This window comes from Nostoc sp., from assembly GCF_036919615.1.
Classification (GTDB): domain Bacteria; phylum Cyanobacteriota; class Cyanobacteriia; order Cyanobacteriales; family Nostocaceae; genus Nostoc.
Map to the genome: position 1 here is coordinate 124836 of NZ_JBALCN010000010.1, position 15627 is coordinate 140462.

Genomic DNA, 15627 nt, shown 5'->3' on the forward strand with positions numbered 1-15627 from the left:
GTTAGACAAGTTAACTCCGCCAAGACATTATTTTTGCCCTGACAGTTTCTTTTTTATATTGTGAAGCTAAGTATTTTCTCAATCCCCTTTTTCCAGATGCACGCTAGCTACTCATAGAGCCTATTTCGGCTCACCTGAACAAAATTAAAACTGAACGCTGTCCTATGTTTTAAAGCCAAACTCATCCTGAATCGGCAATAAATTCAGCGTATTACAATATATACCCATTTGACAATTCCCAAATATTGTTGTTGTCTAGAGTTTTGCTGCTTACCAGTTGCCACATGTCTTTCTATTAACTAGACCTTACTGAAGGAGCAATAGTAGCAACGTTCAGTCAGGATTGAACATCTTAATCCAGTTTTGATAACCAAAACTACCGTGTATAGTGTGGTTGGAATTAGTGCCAGTTAAAACACTTGGTTGCAGTGGCTTTAGCGTCTAAAGTGATTGTTTTTGTCTAAAAGAGATAACAAGCCAATATATAGATTACCATGTTTTTTAAAAAATAAACTCATGGTTTCTTTATATTTCCAAATAATTAGTTAGTTTATACCTTGGGTGATAGTTTTCAAAAGTACCTAGTAAATTATGGTAAAAATGCCGAATTGTTGCCAATCAGTAATTAGTGTTCGCAGATTTTTCCGGGCTACTGTGTCACCAATACTTTTGACAGCACTGTGCTTAACTACTACCTGTGCTACCAACGCCCAGGAGTCCCCAAAAAGCACCAAATTAACGCCCAGGTTAACCTCACAATCACCTGCACCTCCTTTACTAGGTGTAGCATCCTCTGGTAATCAAATTTCCCTCAATGGGCGTAGTTTACCAGGAAGTTGGTTGCAGCGACCTGGAAAATCTGGTCAGATCACAACTCATCTCAGTGACGGGGCATTCAGGCAATTAATTGGAGTTAATTTCTTAAACAGTAGTAATTCAGGTAGGCAACCAGTACAGTGGTTTTCGTCGGTGACAACGCCACTGGTTTTAGCCACCAGGTTACTAGGAGCATATCGCTATTTGGATATTACTAATTTTGCTCAAACATCTGGATGGCAAATCCAAGCCAATGGCAACACCTTGATAATTGCTACCCCAAAAGCGCAAGTGACAAATATTGTTCAGAGTCAGCAATCTTCAGACGCGAGTGTTAATCCTTTGCAACAGGTTCGCATTCTTGTCGATTTAGATCGTCCAACTCCCTGGCAAGTTACCCAAGGGTCAACTGTTAAAAAAATTCAACCTCCATCTTCTGATCCAGACACATTAACCCCCAAATCCACTGCACCGCCAAATCGAGAGTGGACAGTTACTCTGGATGGAATAGCCGATCCCGTTTTGATAGAACGCTATACCCCCCAGCTACAAGCACCAACAGCAGCACCACCAATATTGCTGCCAAACCTGCTCAAACAATTATCACCAGCTACACCAACACAACCAACACAACCAATACTACCAGCACCAGCCCCAGCCCCTGAACCACTAATTCAACAAGTGGAGGTGATGAAAAACCAAACCATTATTTCTCTAAGCGTTCCCTTTGGTTTATCGCCTCAAGTTAGTACTGTAGCTAACCCCAATCGCCTGATTATCGATATTCGAGCCGATGCTTTAGAAGAACGAGATATTACTTGGGCCCCAGGATTGCGCTGGCGACAACATTATGTCAACTTAGGCACAGAACGCTTTCCGGTGGTCTGGTTAGAAGTTAATCCCCAGAAATTTGGGCTAACGTTGAAACCCATGTGGGCTAGCCCTGATGGGCTTGCAGGTACTGCACCCTTAATTCAAACAGCACAACGTTACTTAGCAGTAGCTGGAATTAACGGTGGTTATTTTAACCGCAATAACAAATTGCCATTGGGTGCAATTCGTCGGGATAGTCAGTGGTTATCAGGCCCCATTCTTAACCGGGGTGCGATCGCTTGGAATGATTCTGGCCAATTTTACTTCGGTCGTCTCACTTTAGAAGAAACTTTAATCACGGCAAATGACCAGCGCCTACCAATTCTGTTTCTTAACAGCGGCTACGTCCAGAGTGGCATTGCTCGTTACACCCCAGCTTGGGGATCAACTTACACGCCCTTGACGGATAACGAAATTATCCTTGTGGTACAGAAAGACCAAATTATTCAACAGTTACCAGGCGGCAAAGTTGGTGGGACGGCGGTTCCGATTCCTCAAGATGGCTACCTCCTAACCTTACGCGCCAACGCTGCTAGTACTGCTTCACAGTTACCTATTGGAAGCGCAGTAAGTATTTTCAGCGCCACTGCTCCGGCTGATTTTAGTCGTTATCCCTACATTATCGGAGCTGGTCCGCTATTAGTCCAAAATCGTCAAATTGTCCTTGATGCTAAAGGCGAAAAATTCAGCAATGCCTTTATTGCCGAAAAGGCTATTCGTAGCGGTATTTGCACAACAGCAACAGGCACACTGATGATTACTGCTATACATAATCGGATCGGCGGTTATGGCCCTAATTTGGCAGAACATGCCCAATTGATGCAACTCATGGGCTGTGTGGATGCCCTAAATTTGGATGGCGGTAGTTCTACCAGCCTTTACTTAGGAGGGCAACTACTTGATCGCTCCCCTAGTACCGCTGCTCGTGTTCATAATGGAATTGGTATTTTCCTGAAACCACAAGAATGAGGGAGTAGGGAATAGGAATGGAAAAGTCTCTTAATCACCAATACCTAATGCCCCATCTTTTTTAAAGTTTAGAACAAGCCATCATTTTGCTTGATGAAGACTTCGTGTAGACATCATAATTTTAGTAGTGATTATTTACACCATAAGGTTTGATTTTGCTATGTTTATCAAAGTGCGACAAAATTGCTGATTTTCAAGGTTGCAAGATAGCGCCAAATTTTTGATCAATAGTTAAGAGTACCAACGGTTTGTTATGTCTCCAAATGAGGTAACTATGGCTCGATATCAAGAAACTACACAGACTGAACCTCTACACCTACCTCCAGCTATCACTTCCAGAGGCGTTGCTGCAACTGAGTTACGTCCTTGGGGTGCTTTTACAGTTTTGGAAGAAGGGCGCGGATATAAAATCAAGCGCATCGAAGTTAAGCCTGGACACCGCCTCAGTCTACAAATGCACCACCACCGCAGTGAGCATTGGATTGTCGTTTCTGGTACAGCTAGGGTAGTTTGTGGTGAGAAAGAAGTACTACTGAGCAATAATGAGTCAACCTATGTACCCCAATGTACATCTCATCGTTTAGAGAATCCTGGCGTAATCCCCTTGGTGTTGATTGAAGTGCAAAATGGCGAATACTTGGGAGAAGATGATATTATTCGCTACCAAGATGACTATGCCCGTACCAAGGATTAAAAATAAAAGAAAGCTATTAAAGCTCTAATCCCAAAACTGAATACATTTTTGTGCAAACTGTCTTTGGTAAACACTGCACCCCAGAAGTCCCTACCTAGTTAAGGTGGGGACTGAAGCATGTTAGTGCTATAAATGTAGTAATAGCGATCGCGCTCATGAATTTAGTGATTTGGCACAAGGAGATAGCGACAGTCAACCCATCTGTAAAATGAAGGTGGGGTATTCAATTGCAAAAAATGAGTTCTATGATTCATCTGAGTCAAGCAGCCGTGAGTGAGATTGGGCGAATCAAGTCCAAGCAGCAACCAAATGTCTTGTTTAGATTGGCAGTAAAACCAGGTGGTTGCTCCGGGTTATTTTATGATCTGTCCTTCGATAAAGCAATAAAAGTTGGCGACCAGGTTTTCGACTTGGATGAGATTCAAGTAGTTATAGATAAAGCAAGCTTAAATTACCTCAACGGTTTGAGGGTGGATTATTCAGAAGACTTAATGGGTGGTGGTTTTCGCTTCCATAACCCCCAGGCAAGCGCTACCTGTGGCTGTGGCAATTCCTTCTCCTTGAGTCATTAGTGATTGGCCATTGGTCAAAAAACAAATGACCAATCACTAAGGAAAAATAACAATTGACATAAAACCGTAAAAAACGATATAATCAGGATTTGTTAAAACTTAGACCATAAGCAGCTTTACGCGCTGTAACTCATGCCAACAATACAGCAGCTAATACGTAACGAGCGCGAACAAGCGCGTCAGAAAACCAAATCCCCAGCTCTGAAACAATGTCCCCAACGTCGGGGAGTTTGTACCAGAGTATACACGACCACACCAAAAAAGCCTAACTCAGCTCTACGCAAAGTAGCAAGAGTCAGACTTACCTCTGGATTTGAAGTCACAGCTTACATTCCAGGTATTGGTCACAACTTACAAGAACACTCAGTTGTGATGATTCGTGGCGGTCGGGTTAAGGATCTACCAGGCGTGAGATACCACATTATCCGTGGCACCCTAGATACAGCCGGAGTCAAAGACCGCAAGCAAGGCCGTTCCAAGTATGGAACCAAGCGTCCCAAAGAAGTGAAAAAATAGAATTAGGCGATTAATCGCATCCAACACGATTAATCGTCTACCTAAAAAGCGCCCAAGGACAAAAAACGATCAGCATCTGTGTTCTAACAGCAGTTATAAAGGCTGCTAAAATCCAAAAAATCAAGCAAGCTACACCCTACACTAAGCGAGCAAGTGTAGAAGTTCTGAGGATAAGGCTGTAACCGACAGCATAATTCTCATCTGGACATTAAGGTTTATAGTTTTGTCGCCTTGAGAATTTAGTTGCAGGTAGCAAGTCAATGAATTTTAGATTTTAGATTTGCGATAGCGTAGCGTTAGCGAGTTATCGAGCGTCTTTTGGATTGGTCGAACCCACGAGGGGATGAGGCTTACAGACTCTTGATTTTTGATTTGTTCTGTCCGCAAGGGTAGGGGCATATAAGGAAAACTTTTAATCCAAAATCCGTCTTGGAAAGTTATAATCGCCGGTTTACGGCGCTCAGACTTTCCGCAAAATCCAAAATTGGCAGTCAATAGGTCAGCCTTGCTGCAACGGTCGAAAAAAATTGGGGAAGTCTGAGGGTTGGGTTCGACCGCTTTTAGTTTCCAGTGTCTGATAGCATATAATTTCGTTGCCAATTCCGAATTAAAGGTGAAGTATGTCTCGTCGTGGTGTTATTCAAAGGCGCCCAGTTCCGTCTGACTCCGTATATAACAGTCGCCTTGTGAGCATGATTATCAGGCGAATCATGCGTCATGGCAAGAAATCACTTGCCGCACGCATTGTTTATGATGCATTGAAAACTATTGAGGAACGCACTGGTAGCGCTGCCTTAGAAACCTTTGAAAGAGCAGTGCGAAATGCCACGCCTCTAGTAGAAGTAAAAGCTCGACGAGTTGGTGGAGCAACCTATCAAGTACCAATGGAAGTGCGTTCCGAACGGGGCACTACCCTAGCACTGCGTTGGTTAGTGCAATATTCCCGGTCTAGACCAGGCCGGACAATGGCAAGCAAACTGGCAAATGAGTTAATGGATGCTGCCAACGAAACTGGAAATGCCATTCGTAAACGGGAAGAAACGCACCGGATGGCGGAAGCTAACAAAGCCTTTGCACATTATCGTTACTAAGTAGAAAAGCGATATATCGCCCTCCCAAAGCGGTATATCGTAGATTTACAAAAAAAAGGCGGTTTTCCCTAAAAGTATAGAATCTTAACAAAGAGTAATATACAAGATATCATGAGGCAAAAACTATAGGAGGCAGCTGTGGCACGCACGATCCCGCTAGACAAAGTACGCAACATTGGTATTGCGGCGCATATAGATGCGGGCAAAACAACAACAACAGAGAGAATATTATTTTACTCTGGGATAATTCATAAAATTGGCGAAGTTCATGAAGGAACTGCCGTCACAGACTGGATGGAGCAGGAGCGGGAGCGGGGAATTACCATTACTGCTGCTGCTATCAGTACCAGTTGGAAAGATCATCAAATTAACATTATCGATACTCCGGGTCACGTAGACTTCACAATTGAAGTTGAGCGTTCCATGCGCGTATTGGATGGGGTAATCGCAGTATTTTGTTCTGTGGGCGGCGTGCAACCGCAGTCTGAGACAGTGTGGCGTCAAGCAGAACGCTACAAAGTTCCTCGGATAGCCTTTATCAACAAAATGGATCGCACCGGAGCGAACTTTTATAAAGTTCACGAGCAAATTCGCGATCGCCTGCGAGCGAATGCGATCGCCATTCAACTACCAATTGGTAGTGAAAACGACTTCCAAGGTATTGTTGACCTGGTACGGCAACGTGCGTATATTTACGCCAATGACCAAGGAACCGATATTCAGGAAACCGATATCCCGGAAGAATTGCAAGCCCAGGTAGACGAATTCCGCACCAAGCTAATAGAAGCCGCGGCAGAAACTGATGATGCTCTGATGACTAAGTACTTCGACGGAGAAGAACTTACAGAACAGGAAGTTCGGACTGCCCTACGTAAAGGGACAATTGCGGGGACAATCGTACCAGTACTTTGTGGCTCGGCATTCAAAAACAAAGGCGTGCAGTTGATGCTGGATGCCGTTGTCGATTACTTGCCAGCCCCAAGTGAAGTACCGCCAATTCAAGGCTTGCTGCCAAATGGCGATACTGTTGAGCGGCGGGCTGATGACAGCGAACCCCTAGCGGCTCTGGCATTCAAGATTATGGCTGACCCTTATGGTCGCTTGACATTTGTTCGCGTTTATTCTGGTGTCCTGAAAAAGGGCAGCTACGTCCTCAACGCTAGTAAGAATAAAAAAGAACGGATTTCCCGCTTAGTTCTAATGAAAGCAGATGACCGACAAGATGTCGATGAACTGCGAGCGGGTGATTTGGGAGCAGCTCTTGGATTGAAAGACACCTTGACAGGTGACACGCTCTGTGATGATGGATCGCCAGTAATTCTGGAATCCCTATTCATTCCTGAACCTGTGATCTCGGTAGCGGTTGAACCCAAAACCAAGAACGACATGGATAAACTATCCAAAGCTCTGCAATCTCTCTCAGAAGAAGACCCCACCTTCCGTGTCCGCGTCGATCCCGAAACAAACCAAACCGTGATCGCGGGGATGGGAGAGCTACACCTAGAAATTCTAGTAGACCGGATGTTACGAGAATTCAAAGTGGAAGCGAATGTAGGTGCGCCGCAAGTAGCTTACCGGGAAACAATTCGCAAAGCTGTGAGCAAAATTGAGGGCAAATTCATCCGCCAAAGTGGTGGTAAAGGTCAATACGGTCACGTTGTGATCAATTTGGAGCCTGGAGAACCCGGTACTGGCTTTGAATTCGTCTCCAAAATTGCCGGTGGTACAGTACCTAAAGAATATGTTGGCCCCGCAGAACAAGGAATGAAAGAAAGCTGCGAATCCGGTGTTCTAGCTGGATATCCGTTGATTGACGTCAAAGCGACGCTAATTGATGGGTCATACCACGATGTAGACTCTTCGGAAATGGCTTTCAAAATCGCTGGCTCAATGGCGATGAAAGAGGCTGTGCTGAAAGCTTCACCTGTCCTCTTAGAGCCTATGATGAAAGTTGAAGTTGAAGTTCCTGAAGACTATATCGGGAACGTCATTGGCGATCTCATCTCCCGCCGAGGGCAGATTGAAAGCCAAAGCACTGAACAGGGACTTGCTAAGGTCGCATCCAAAGTTCCACTGGCGACCATGTTTGGCTACGCCACTGATATTCGGTCGAAGACGCAAGGTCGGGGTATCTTCACGATGGAGTTCAGCCACTACGAAGAGGTGCCTCGCAGCGTAGCTGAAACTATCATTGCCAAAAGCAAAGGGAACGCTTAGTTAAAATAAGGAAATGAGCATTCATGGCACGCGCAAAGTTTGAAAGGAATAAACCCCACATAAATATCGGTACCATTGGCCACGTTGACCACGGTAAAACCACGTTAACAGCAGCCATCACTATGACCTTGGCGGCTATGGGTCAAGCTATAGCGAAGGGCTACGATCAAATCGATAACGCGCCAGAAGAAAAGGCACGGGGTATTACCATCAATACCGCCCACGTTGAGTATGAAACTGCTAGTCGGCACTATGCTCACGTAGACTGCCCTGGACACGCTGACTATGTGAAGAACATGATCACCGGCGCTGCTCAGATGGATGGTGGCATCCTCGTAGTTGCTGCTACCGATGGTCCAATGCCCCAAACCCGCGAACATATCCTGCTGGCAAAACAGGTGGGCGTTCCCAGTCTGGTTGTCTTCTTGAACAAAGAAGACTTGATGGATGACCCAGAACTCTTGGAACTAGTAGAACTAGAACTTAGAGAACTGCTTTCCAGCTACGATTTTCCTGGTGATGATATTCCGATCATCAAAGGATCTGGTCTGCAAGCTCTGGAAGCAATGACCAAGAATCCCAAGACCCAACGGGGTGAAAATCCTTGGGTAGATAAAATCTACGAATTAATGGACGCTGTAGATTCTTTCATCCCCACCCCTGAGCGGGATGTTGATAAGCCCTTCCTGATGGCTGTAGAAGACGTGTTCTCGATCACAGGTCGTGGGACTGTCGCCACCGGTCGGATTGAACGGGGTATAGTCAAAGTCGGCGATAACGTTGAACTGGTGGGTATCAGAGATACTCGCGCCACTACCGTAACTGGTATTGAAATGTTCAAGAAAAGTCTTGACCAAGGTATGGCTGGGGATAACGCAGGTGTACTCCTCCGGGGTATCCAGAAGGCTGATATTGAAAGGGGTATGGTCATCGCTAAACCCGGTTCAATTAAACCTCACATGCAATTTGAAGGTGAAGTGTACGTCCTAACGGAAAAAGAAGGTGGTCGGAAGACACCATTTTTCTCCGGCTACCGCCCCCAGTTCTACGTGCGGACAACGGATGTAACAGGTACCATCAAAGCTTTCACTTCCGATGATGGTAGTGAAGCGGAAATGGTGATGCCAGGCGATCGCATTAAAATGACAGTAGAATTGATCAACGCGATCGCTATTGAACAAGGAATGCGCTTCGCTATCCGCGAAGGTGGTCGCACCATCGGTGCTGGTGTCGTCTCCAAAATTTTGAAATAGCACCTTTTTACTGATAACAAAGGAGCAGAGATGGTATAATACCTCTCTGCTCTTTTATCTTCCCTCTATAAATAAGGTAATAGGTTACAGGGGACAGGTGATAGTTTTCTGTAACCTATAACTTGTAACCTTTACCCTGTAACTACTCCCCTAATTACGCAGAACCTGGACAATTAAAGATGGCAACTCTACAGCAGCAGAAGATTAGAATTCGCTTACAGGCTTTTGACCGACGCCTATTAGATACATCTTGCGAGAAGATTGTAGATACAGCTAACCGCACCAACGCTACAGCCATAGGGCCAATTCCTTTACCAACAAAACGCCGGATCTACTGTGTGCTGCGATCGCCTCACGTAGATAAAGATTCACGGGAACACTTTGAAACCCGAACTCATCGCCGGATTATTGACATTTACCAGCCCTCTTCTAAGACTATTGATGCCCTGATGAAATTGGATCTACCATCGGGTGTAGATATTGAAGTCAAACTTTAATTAGTCATTAGTCATTAGTACTCAGACAAATGACAAAGCATGAATGACACTAGTATTAATTTTTACATTGCCCTGAAGAAATATATCTCAGGGCTTTTATTTAGCTAGGAAACAAATGATAGAATGTAGACAAAGTACGGGAAAAGCAGAGAAAAATAAATTTTAAAGATTAAGTTTATCCAAGGTAACAATGACATCATCTTCTAAAATTGCAGTTCGCGAACTACCTCTGTTCCCGTTACCCGAAGTAGTTCTGTTTCCTAGCAGACCATTGCCCCTGCACATCTTTGAATTTCGCTACCGAATCATGATGAACACGATTTTGGAGAGCGATCGCAGGTTCGGTGTTTTGATGGTCGATCCAGTCAAAGGTACAATTGCAAACACTGGGTGCTGTGCGGAAATTGTTCATCACCAACGGCTGCCAGATGATCGGATCAAGATGTTGACTTTAGGGCAGCAAAGATTTCGCGTATTAGAGTATGTTCGTGAAAAGCCATACCGCGTTGGCTTAGTTGAGTGGATTGAAGACCAACCACCAACTAAAGATTTGCGACCTTTGTCAACTGAAGTAGAACAACTGCTTCGAGATGTTGTGCGTCTATCAGCTAAATTAACCGAACAAAATATCGAACTGCCAGAAGATTTGCCTGACCTACCAACAGAGCTATCTTATTGGGTAGCCAGTAATCTTTATGGTGTCGCCGCAGAGCAGCAGTTATTACTAGAAATGCAAGATACTGCAACTCGTTTAGAGCGAGAGGCAGAAATTTTAACCTCTACTCGAAATCACTTGGCAGCTCGCGCTGTTCTTAAAGACACATTTAATCAAAAGTGAGGAGTTAGGAGTTAGGAAGAAATAACAAAAAATAAAAGATTGACAACTTATAATTTATATTGCCTAACTGATAACTGATAATTCTTAACTCCTCACTCCTAACTTTTCAAGTAAGAGTGCTGATCGGCAAAACATTGTAAGTACCAAGAATTTTTAAAATCTCTGTGTGGATACTTAATTCTGCTAAAGCAGATTGCATTTGTGCTTCCTTGGCATCCGCTTCTAAATCCATGAAAAACAAGTATTCACCTAGCGATCGCTTCGTTGGACGAGATTCAATCCGGCTAAGGTTAATCCCTAACTGAGCAAATATATGCAAAGGTTTGACCAATGCTCCGGGTGTGTTGGCAGGCATACTAAAAGCCAGCGATGTGTGACTGGCACGTGTTGTTGATGCCTGGTATCCAGCCTCCGCTTCACCCTGAGTTACTACCCAAAAACGAGTAAAGTTTTCTGGATTGTCGTTGATATTACTGGCAAGTATGGGCAGGTTGTAGAGTTGAGCTGCTCTACTAGATGCGATCGCTGCTGTTGTTGTCTCTTCCTCCAATCGCTGTAGTGCTTCGGTTGTAGAATTGCTGGGAATAATCTGTACGGTGGGGAGAAACCGCTCTAACCATCCCTGACATTGTGCCAAAGCTTGCGGGTGAGAGTAAACAGTTTTAATTTTATCTAAGCTAGACGCGCAAGAAATTAACATATGGACAATGGGTAATACCAAAGCCAACTGAATTCGCAAACTGTCCAACTGCCATAGTGTATCCATTGTTGTAGTCACACTCCCTTCAATAGAATTTTCTGCTGGCACAACAGCCAAGTGAGTTTGACCATCAGCAACGGCGTGCAGTGATTGGGAGATAGTGGGATAAGGACTTAACATAGCTTTAACTCCCATACTTTTAGTCAACCAGTTGACATAAAGAACAGCTGCTTGTTCTGTGTAAGTGCCGGGAGGCCCTAAATGTGCGATCAATATAGTCATGTGTTTATTAGTTATCTGTTCAATTTATAGATGATATCGTGAGCAAACCCAGCCTTTCTTTATTGACCGAGAATATTGCTTTAATTTGATTCATTTAATTACGTATCAGTCTTTTAGGTAGTGTAATTATACAGTTTATAACTGTACAAAAGTGTGGGTGCTTGACTAAGTAGAGCAAATGTACTAGCTTGATTTAAGTAGTTGTTTCAGTGAGAAATAAAAAATTATGAAGTTCTCCTATACAATTATCTATGTAAAGGATGTTGCCCAATCGGTCGCTTTTTAAGAAAAGGCGTTCGGACTAAAACAGCAGTTTATTCACCAGAGCAAACAATACGCCGAGATGGAAACGGGTGGAACAACTCTCGCTTTCGCCTCAAATGAACTTGCAAAATCTAACCTCGCCCAAGGATTCCAAGAAAACAGTCTGTTAAATCTACCTGCTGGCATTGAGGTTGGTTTTGTAACAGACGATATAGCAGCAGCTTTGTCATGTGCCATAGAAGCTGGTGCTGTGGTTGTTGTAGATGCCAAAGTTAAGCCTTGGGGACAAACAGTGGCTTATGTCCGTGATTTGGATGGAATTCTTGTTGAAATTGCTAGTCCAATGTAATCTAAATTAAAAAGAATAAACATAATAAATTAATTAATAATAGAAGTATCAAACAATTACTTCCTTCAATTCATGGCTACCAAGTTTACTGCCTCCCAATCAGTAGAAATTGCTGTTCCAGAGCAGCCTATTCCTATTCAGCACTACTTGCGTCAGCCTCAACGTCTGGTTAAGGCTTTGGTTGACAATAGCCGGATTCAGCAGGTTTCTGAGGAGGTATTTCGCTTAAAAATGCGTCCACTGACTTTTATGTCACTAAGTATTCAACCTACTGTAGACATGAGAGTCTGGGCAGAATCAAATGGAGTAATTTATTTGCGATCGCTAGGCTGTGAAATCCTGGGTTTCGAGTATATTAACCAGCGCTTTGCTCTCAATTTAAAAGGATATTTGTCTCCCAAAGAGTTTAGCACTGGCACTCGCCTCCAAGGAAGAGCTGATTTAGAAGTGTTGGTGGATTTTCCTTTGCCATTTTCCTTCACTCCTAAGCCGATTTTAGAAGCTACAGGCAATGGTTTACTCAAAAGCGTGCTGTTGTCGGTCAAGCAACGGTTATTAAATCAACTTTTGGCGGATTATCGCCACTGGGTGATCTCACAAATAAAAGATAGAGGACTTGACGGTGACAGTACTGAATTGCCAATCCTGAATGCTGAGTAATTATTTAATCACTCAACAACGCCAGTTGCTTCAAGTCGGCAGAGCCGCCCAACGCACTGGCTCCTCAGACGTTTGATTTGGCAAGGACGAAAAGACTGACGATGTAGGGGCGAGGGCCCGTATTGTTGCAGAGCCAGCAAATGCCGCTGGCTACCATAACCCTTGTTACACTCCAAGTTGTACATCGGGTATTTTAATGCTAGACGCAGTACCAGGTCGTCACGCCAAACCTTGGCAACAATACTAGCAGAGGCAATAGCGAGCGATCGCTCGTCCCCTTTGACTATTGTTTGTTGTGGCAGTAGCAAGTCTTTGATTGACTGATTGCCATCAATCAGGCACAGTGCAGGCTCTACCTTTAACTTCAGCACAGCCCGCTTCATTGCTAACAGCGTCGCTTGCAAAATATTTATCTTGTCAATTTCGGCAGTAGAAGCAAACCCAATTTTCCAGTCTATAGCCAACCCACAAATTTGCTGCGCTAGTTGAGTTCTCCTAAAACTAGACAACTTTTTACTGTCTTTAATTTTAGCTGCCATCAGTATTGGCAAAGCATGATCTGGTAGGATCACTGCTGCCGCTACCACAGGACCAAATAGAGCACCTCGCCCTACTTCATCCACACCTGCAACCAACCCTGGAATCCCTGACAAGATAGAAAACTCCAGCCAACTGGATTTTTCCAAGGGTGCTGGCGACGTTTCTACCATAAAGCAAATTAATTATCCTCGATTGCGGAGGAACGACGGCGGCGGCGACGGCTGGCAGTGGCGCTGCTATTGGCTTCAGTTTCATCTGCGATCTCGTTTGTGGCAGAGGCTTTCGCAGACAAGCGTCCCGAAGGGTTCGCAGTCAACTCCGATGGTTCAGGTGTCTCTTCTATCAAAGATTTTTGTTCTGGCTCAATAACTTTTGGTGTCGGTATCTTGGTTGCAGTTATTTCAGGTATTGCTTTTTGGGCAATAGCGGTTATTTCAGATATTGCTTTTTGGGCATTAGTTGATTCTGAGGTTGATTCAGTTGGGGTTGTTGGCAGTTGACCAGGCTGAATCACATTAATAATCACAGACTTGGTATTTTTAACTTCTTGCTCTAACTTCACCAAGGGAGATATTCCCATCAAGGCAAACATATCCTGTTCCTGGAGGCTCATTTCTACAGTTTTAATCTCCGGTGGTTCTACCACTGGTTTAACTGGCTCTGCCTTGGTAATTTTAGTCCGCTCTACTCTTTCAATCCAACCTGGTTTACCAATAGTAGGTGAGGGGATCTCTGGTACAACTCCTAATTCTGGTTCCACATCAAGGTCTAAGTCTGGCTCGTTGACAAAAGCCAGGGGATTAGCAATAACCCGAGCTTCATCTTTCCCGTTTAACCCATTGATGCCAATTCGACTGCGGCGAGTGCGGGTGCGACGCTTATTATCATTAAGTTCTTGATAACTAGGATGATTGATCAGATTTAGGTTACTCGATTCCGAGTCGCTGTCAAATGCTTCCCCAAATCCATCATAGGTTTCTCGTGGTTCCGGGATGCGGGCAGATGGCTGACGTGGTTCTCGGTGAGGCAAGGATACAAAACGCTCACGTTCTGGTGTCTCTGGTGGTATTGGCAATCGGTTTTCCAGTTCTCCAGGCAGACGCACGATATGTCCTAAACCACCACAGGTGGGGCAAGTTTCACCAAACAATTCGTAAATGTTTTGACCTTGACGCTTGCGGGTCAGTTCTACTAAACCCAGTTCGGTAAGTTGGGCAATCTGGGGACGAGCTTTGTCTGCTTTGAGTGCCTTGTTAAAGTGTTCGAGAACTTGCAGTTGGTCACGTCGCGATTCCATATCAATAAAATCAACGACGATCACCCCGGCAATATTCCGCAGACGCAACTGGCGAGCAATTTCTGTTGCAGCTTCGCAGTTTGTCCACAAAACTGTTTCTCTAGCTGTTGCCGATCGCGTAAAGGAGCCTGAGTTAACATCGATTACGGTTAATGCCTCAGTCGGCTCAATGATGACGTAGCCTCCAGAAGGTAGGTCTACTCTCGGTTTGAGGGCTTCTCGAATCGCGGCACTGATGCGGAAGTACTCTAAAATTGGGGAGCGATCTCGATGATGGTCAATCAATAATCCCTGCGGTGTTTGACCTCCACTCCAGTTCTGCAAGTACTGCTTTACACGCTTCAAACCAGTACTAGAATCCACGACAATCCGATTTACATCCGCACCGTACATATCTCGCAATACGCGCTGGATAAAGTCATCGTCCCGGTTGAGCAGTGCTGGAGCCCGGGTGGAATGCGCTTCCTGCTGGATTGCCTCCCATTGCTTTTGCAGCACCTCCAAATCTTCCATAATCGCTTCTTCTGGTTTGCCTTCGGCTTCTGTACGCACAAGCAAACCCATTCCCGCCGGTTTGACCAAAATCGCCAGCGCCCGCAAGCGGTTGCGCTCACTTTCACTTTTAATTCGTCGGGATAAATTTACGCCTCTACCATAGGGCATCAGTACTACGTAGCGTCCGGGTAAGGTTATATTCCCCGTAAGCCTGGGCCCTTTTGTCCCCGTTGGCTCTTTCATTACTTGCACCAAAACTTTCTGCTGTGGTGCTAATAGTTCTGTAATTGCCGCTGCGGTACGCTTTAGCTTTAATGGCCCTAAGTCGGTGACGTGAATAAAACCGTTGCGCTCTGGGTCGCCAATATTGACAAAAGCTGCATCTATCCCAGGCAATACGTTTTCTACTACGCCTAAGTAGATATCACCTATTTGATGATGACCCGTAGCAACAACGAGTTCCTGTATTTGATCTTCAGAAAAAACCGCAGCAATTTGGTGCTGCTCCGCGATGATAATTTGTTTTGGCATTCAATTTCCTCAAAAACTGGCAGCACCAATAGGTCTGGAGGTTTGTCATACCTTTGTTGTCCCTACAACCCTTAAAAGGTGCTACTGGTAATAAAAATCACAAAATTGGGCTTCTTAGTTAAATAGCTATTGGCGCTCTTAAGAGCGTTTACCCTGCTGCGTATTGTTTCAGC

The 15627-nt window shown here is 44.6% G+C and carries 13 protein-coding genes and 1 pseudogene; 11 read left to right on the forward strand and 3 right to left on the reverse strand.

The features are described 5' to 3' along the window. Nucleotides 1-600 precede the first annotated feature (600 nt). From V7K48_RS04700 to V7K48_RS04740, 9 genes are all read left to right on the forward strand, one after another. The gene (locus tag V7K48_RS04700; RefSeq protein WP_335070046.1) at nt 601-2658 is read left to right on the forward strand and encodes a phosphodiester glycosidase family protein; all 2058 of its coding nucleotides are present in this window, start codon (nt 601-603) and stop codon (nt 2656-2658) included. A gap of 274 nt (nt 2659-2932) precedes the next feature. Continuing rightward, on the forward strand, nt 2933-3352 hold the full coding sequence (locus V7K48_RS04705; protein ID WP_335070048.1) for a cupin domain-containing protein: 420 nt from the start codon (nt 2933-2935) through the stop codon (nt 3350-3352). Between the two features lie 245 nt (nt 3353-3597). Next, nucleotides 3598-3924: a HesB/IscA family protein gene (locus V7K48_RS04710; protein WP_335070261.1), complete on the forward strand. Its 327-nt coding sequence runs from the start codon at nt 3598-3600 to the stop codon at nt 3922-3924. A 132-nt stretch (nt 3925-4056) separates the two neighbouring features. Then, nucleotides 4057-4440 carry a 30S ribosomal protein S12 gene (rpsL, locus tag V7K48_RS04715; RefSeq protein WP_099066763.1) on the forward strand — a complete coding sequence of 128 codons (384 nt, stop codon included), beginning with the start codon at nt 4057-4059 and terminating at the stop codon, nt 4438-4440. A 620-nt stretch (nt 4441-5060) separates the two neighbouring features. After that, nucleotides 5061-5531 (forward strand): 30S ribosomal protein S7, encoded by a 471-nt coding sequence (gene rpsG, locus V7K48_RS04720; protein WP_229465239.1) that lies wholly within the window; start codon nt 5061-5063, stop codon nt 5529-5531. A 138-nt stretch (nt 5532-5669) separates the two neighbouring features. After that, complete coding sequence (fusA, locus tag V7K48_RS04725; protein WP_335070050.1) at nt 5670-7748, forward strand: elongation factor G; 2079 nt, start codon at nt 5670-5672, stop codon at nt 7746-7748. A gap of 23 nt (nt 7749-7771) precedes the next feature. After that, the gene (gene tuf, locus V7K48_RS04730) at nt 7772-9001 is read left to right on the forward strand and encodes an elongation factor Tu (protein ID WP_335070052.1); all 1230 of its coding nucleotides are present in this window, start codon (nt 7772-7774) and stop codon (nt 8999-9001) included. Nucleotides 9002-9180: 179 nt separating this feature from the next. Beyond that, nucleotides 9181-9498 carry a 30S ribosomal protein S10 gene (rpsJ, locus tag V7K48_RS04735; protein ID WP_008232935.1) on the forward strand — a complete coding sequence of 106 codons (318 nt, stop codon included), beginning with the start codon at nt 9181-9183 and terminating at the stop codon, nt 9496-9498. A 190-nt stretch (nt 9499-9688) separates the two neighbouring features. Then, nucleotides 9689-10336 (forward strand): LON peptidase substrate-binding domain-containing protein, encoded by a 648-nt coding sequence (locus tag V7K48_RS04740; RefSeq protein WP_335070054.1) that lies wholly within the window; start codon nt 9689-9691, stop codon nt 10334-10336. Between the two features lie 106 nt (nt 10337-10442). On the opposite strand, the gene pheA is transcribed toward V7K48_RS04740, so the two are convergent. After that, complete coding sequence (gene pheA, locus V7K48_RS04745; protein ID WP_335070056.1) at nt 10443-11318, reverse strand: prephenate dehydratase; 876 nt, start codon at nt 11316-11318, stop codon at nt 10443-10445. 301 nt (nt 11319-11619) lie between these two features. On the opposite strand from pheA, the pseudogene V7K48_RS04750 reads away from it, so the two are divergent. Then, nucleotides 11620-11931, forward strand: a pseudogene (locus tag V7K48_RS04750) (VOC family protein); the annotation flags it as partial. Between the two features lie 72 nt (nt 11932-12003). Beyond that, nucleotides 12004-12591, forward strand: a complete 588-nt coding sequence (locus V7K48_RS04755; RefSeq protein WP_335070058.1) for a DUF1997 domain-containing protein — start codon at nt 12004-12006, stop codon at nt 12589-12591. 8 nt (nt 12592-12599) lie between these two features. On the opposite strand, the gene V7K48_RS04760 is transcribed toward V7K48_RS04755, so the two are convergent. Together V7K48_RS04760 and V7K48_RS04765 are read right to left on the reverse strand one after the other, a co-directional pair. After that, nucleotides 12600-13301 (reverse strand): ribonuclease HII, encoded by a 702-nt coding sequence (locus V7K48_RS04760; RefSeq protein WP_335070060.1) that lies wholly within the window; start codon nt 13299-13301, stop codon nt 12600-12602. Nucleotides 13302-13309: 8 nt separating this feature from the next. Continuing rightward, nucleotides 13310-15454: an Rne/Rng family ribonuclease gene (locus tag V7K48_RS04765; protein WP_335070062.1), complete on the reverse strand. Its 2145-nt coding sequence runs from the start codon at nt 15452-15454 to the stop codon at nt 13310-13312. Nucleotides 15455-15627: the final 173 nt, after the last annotated feature.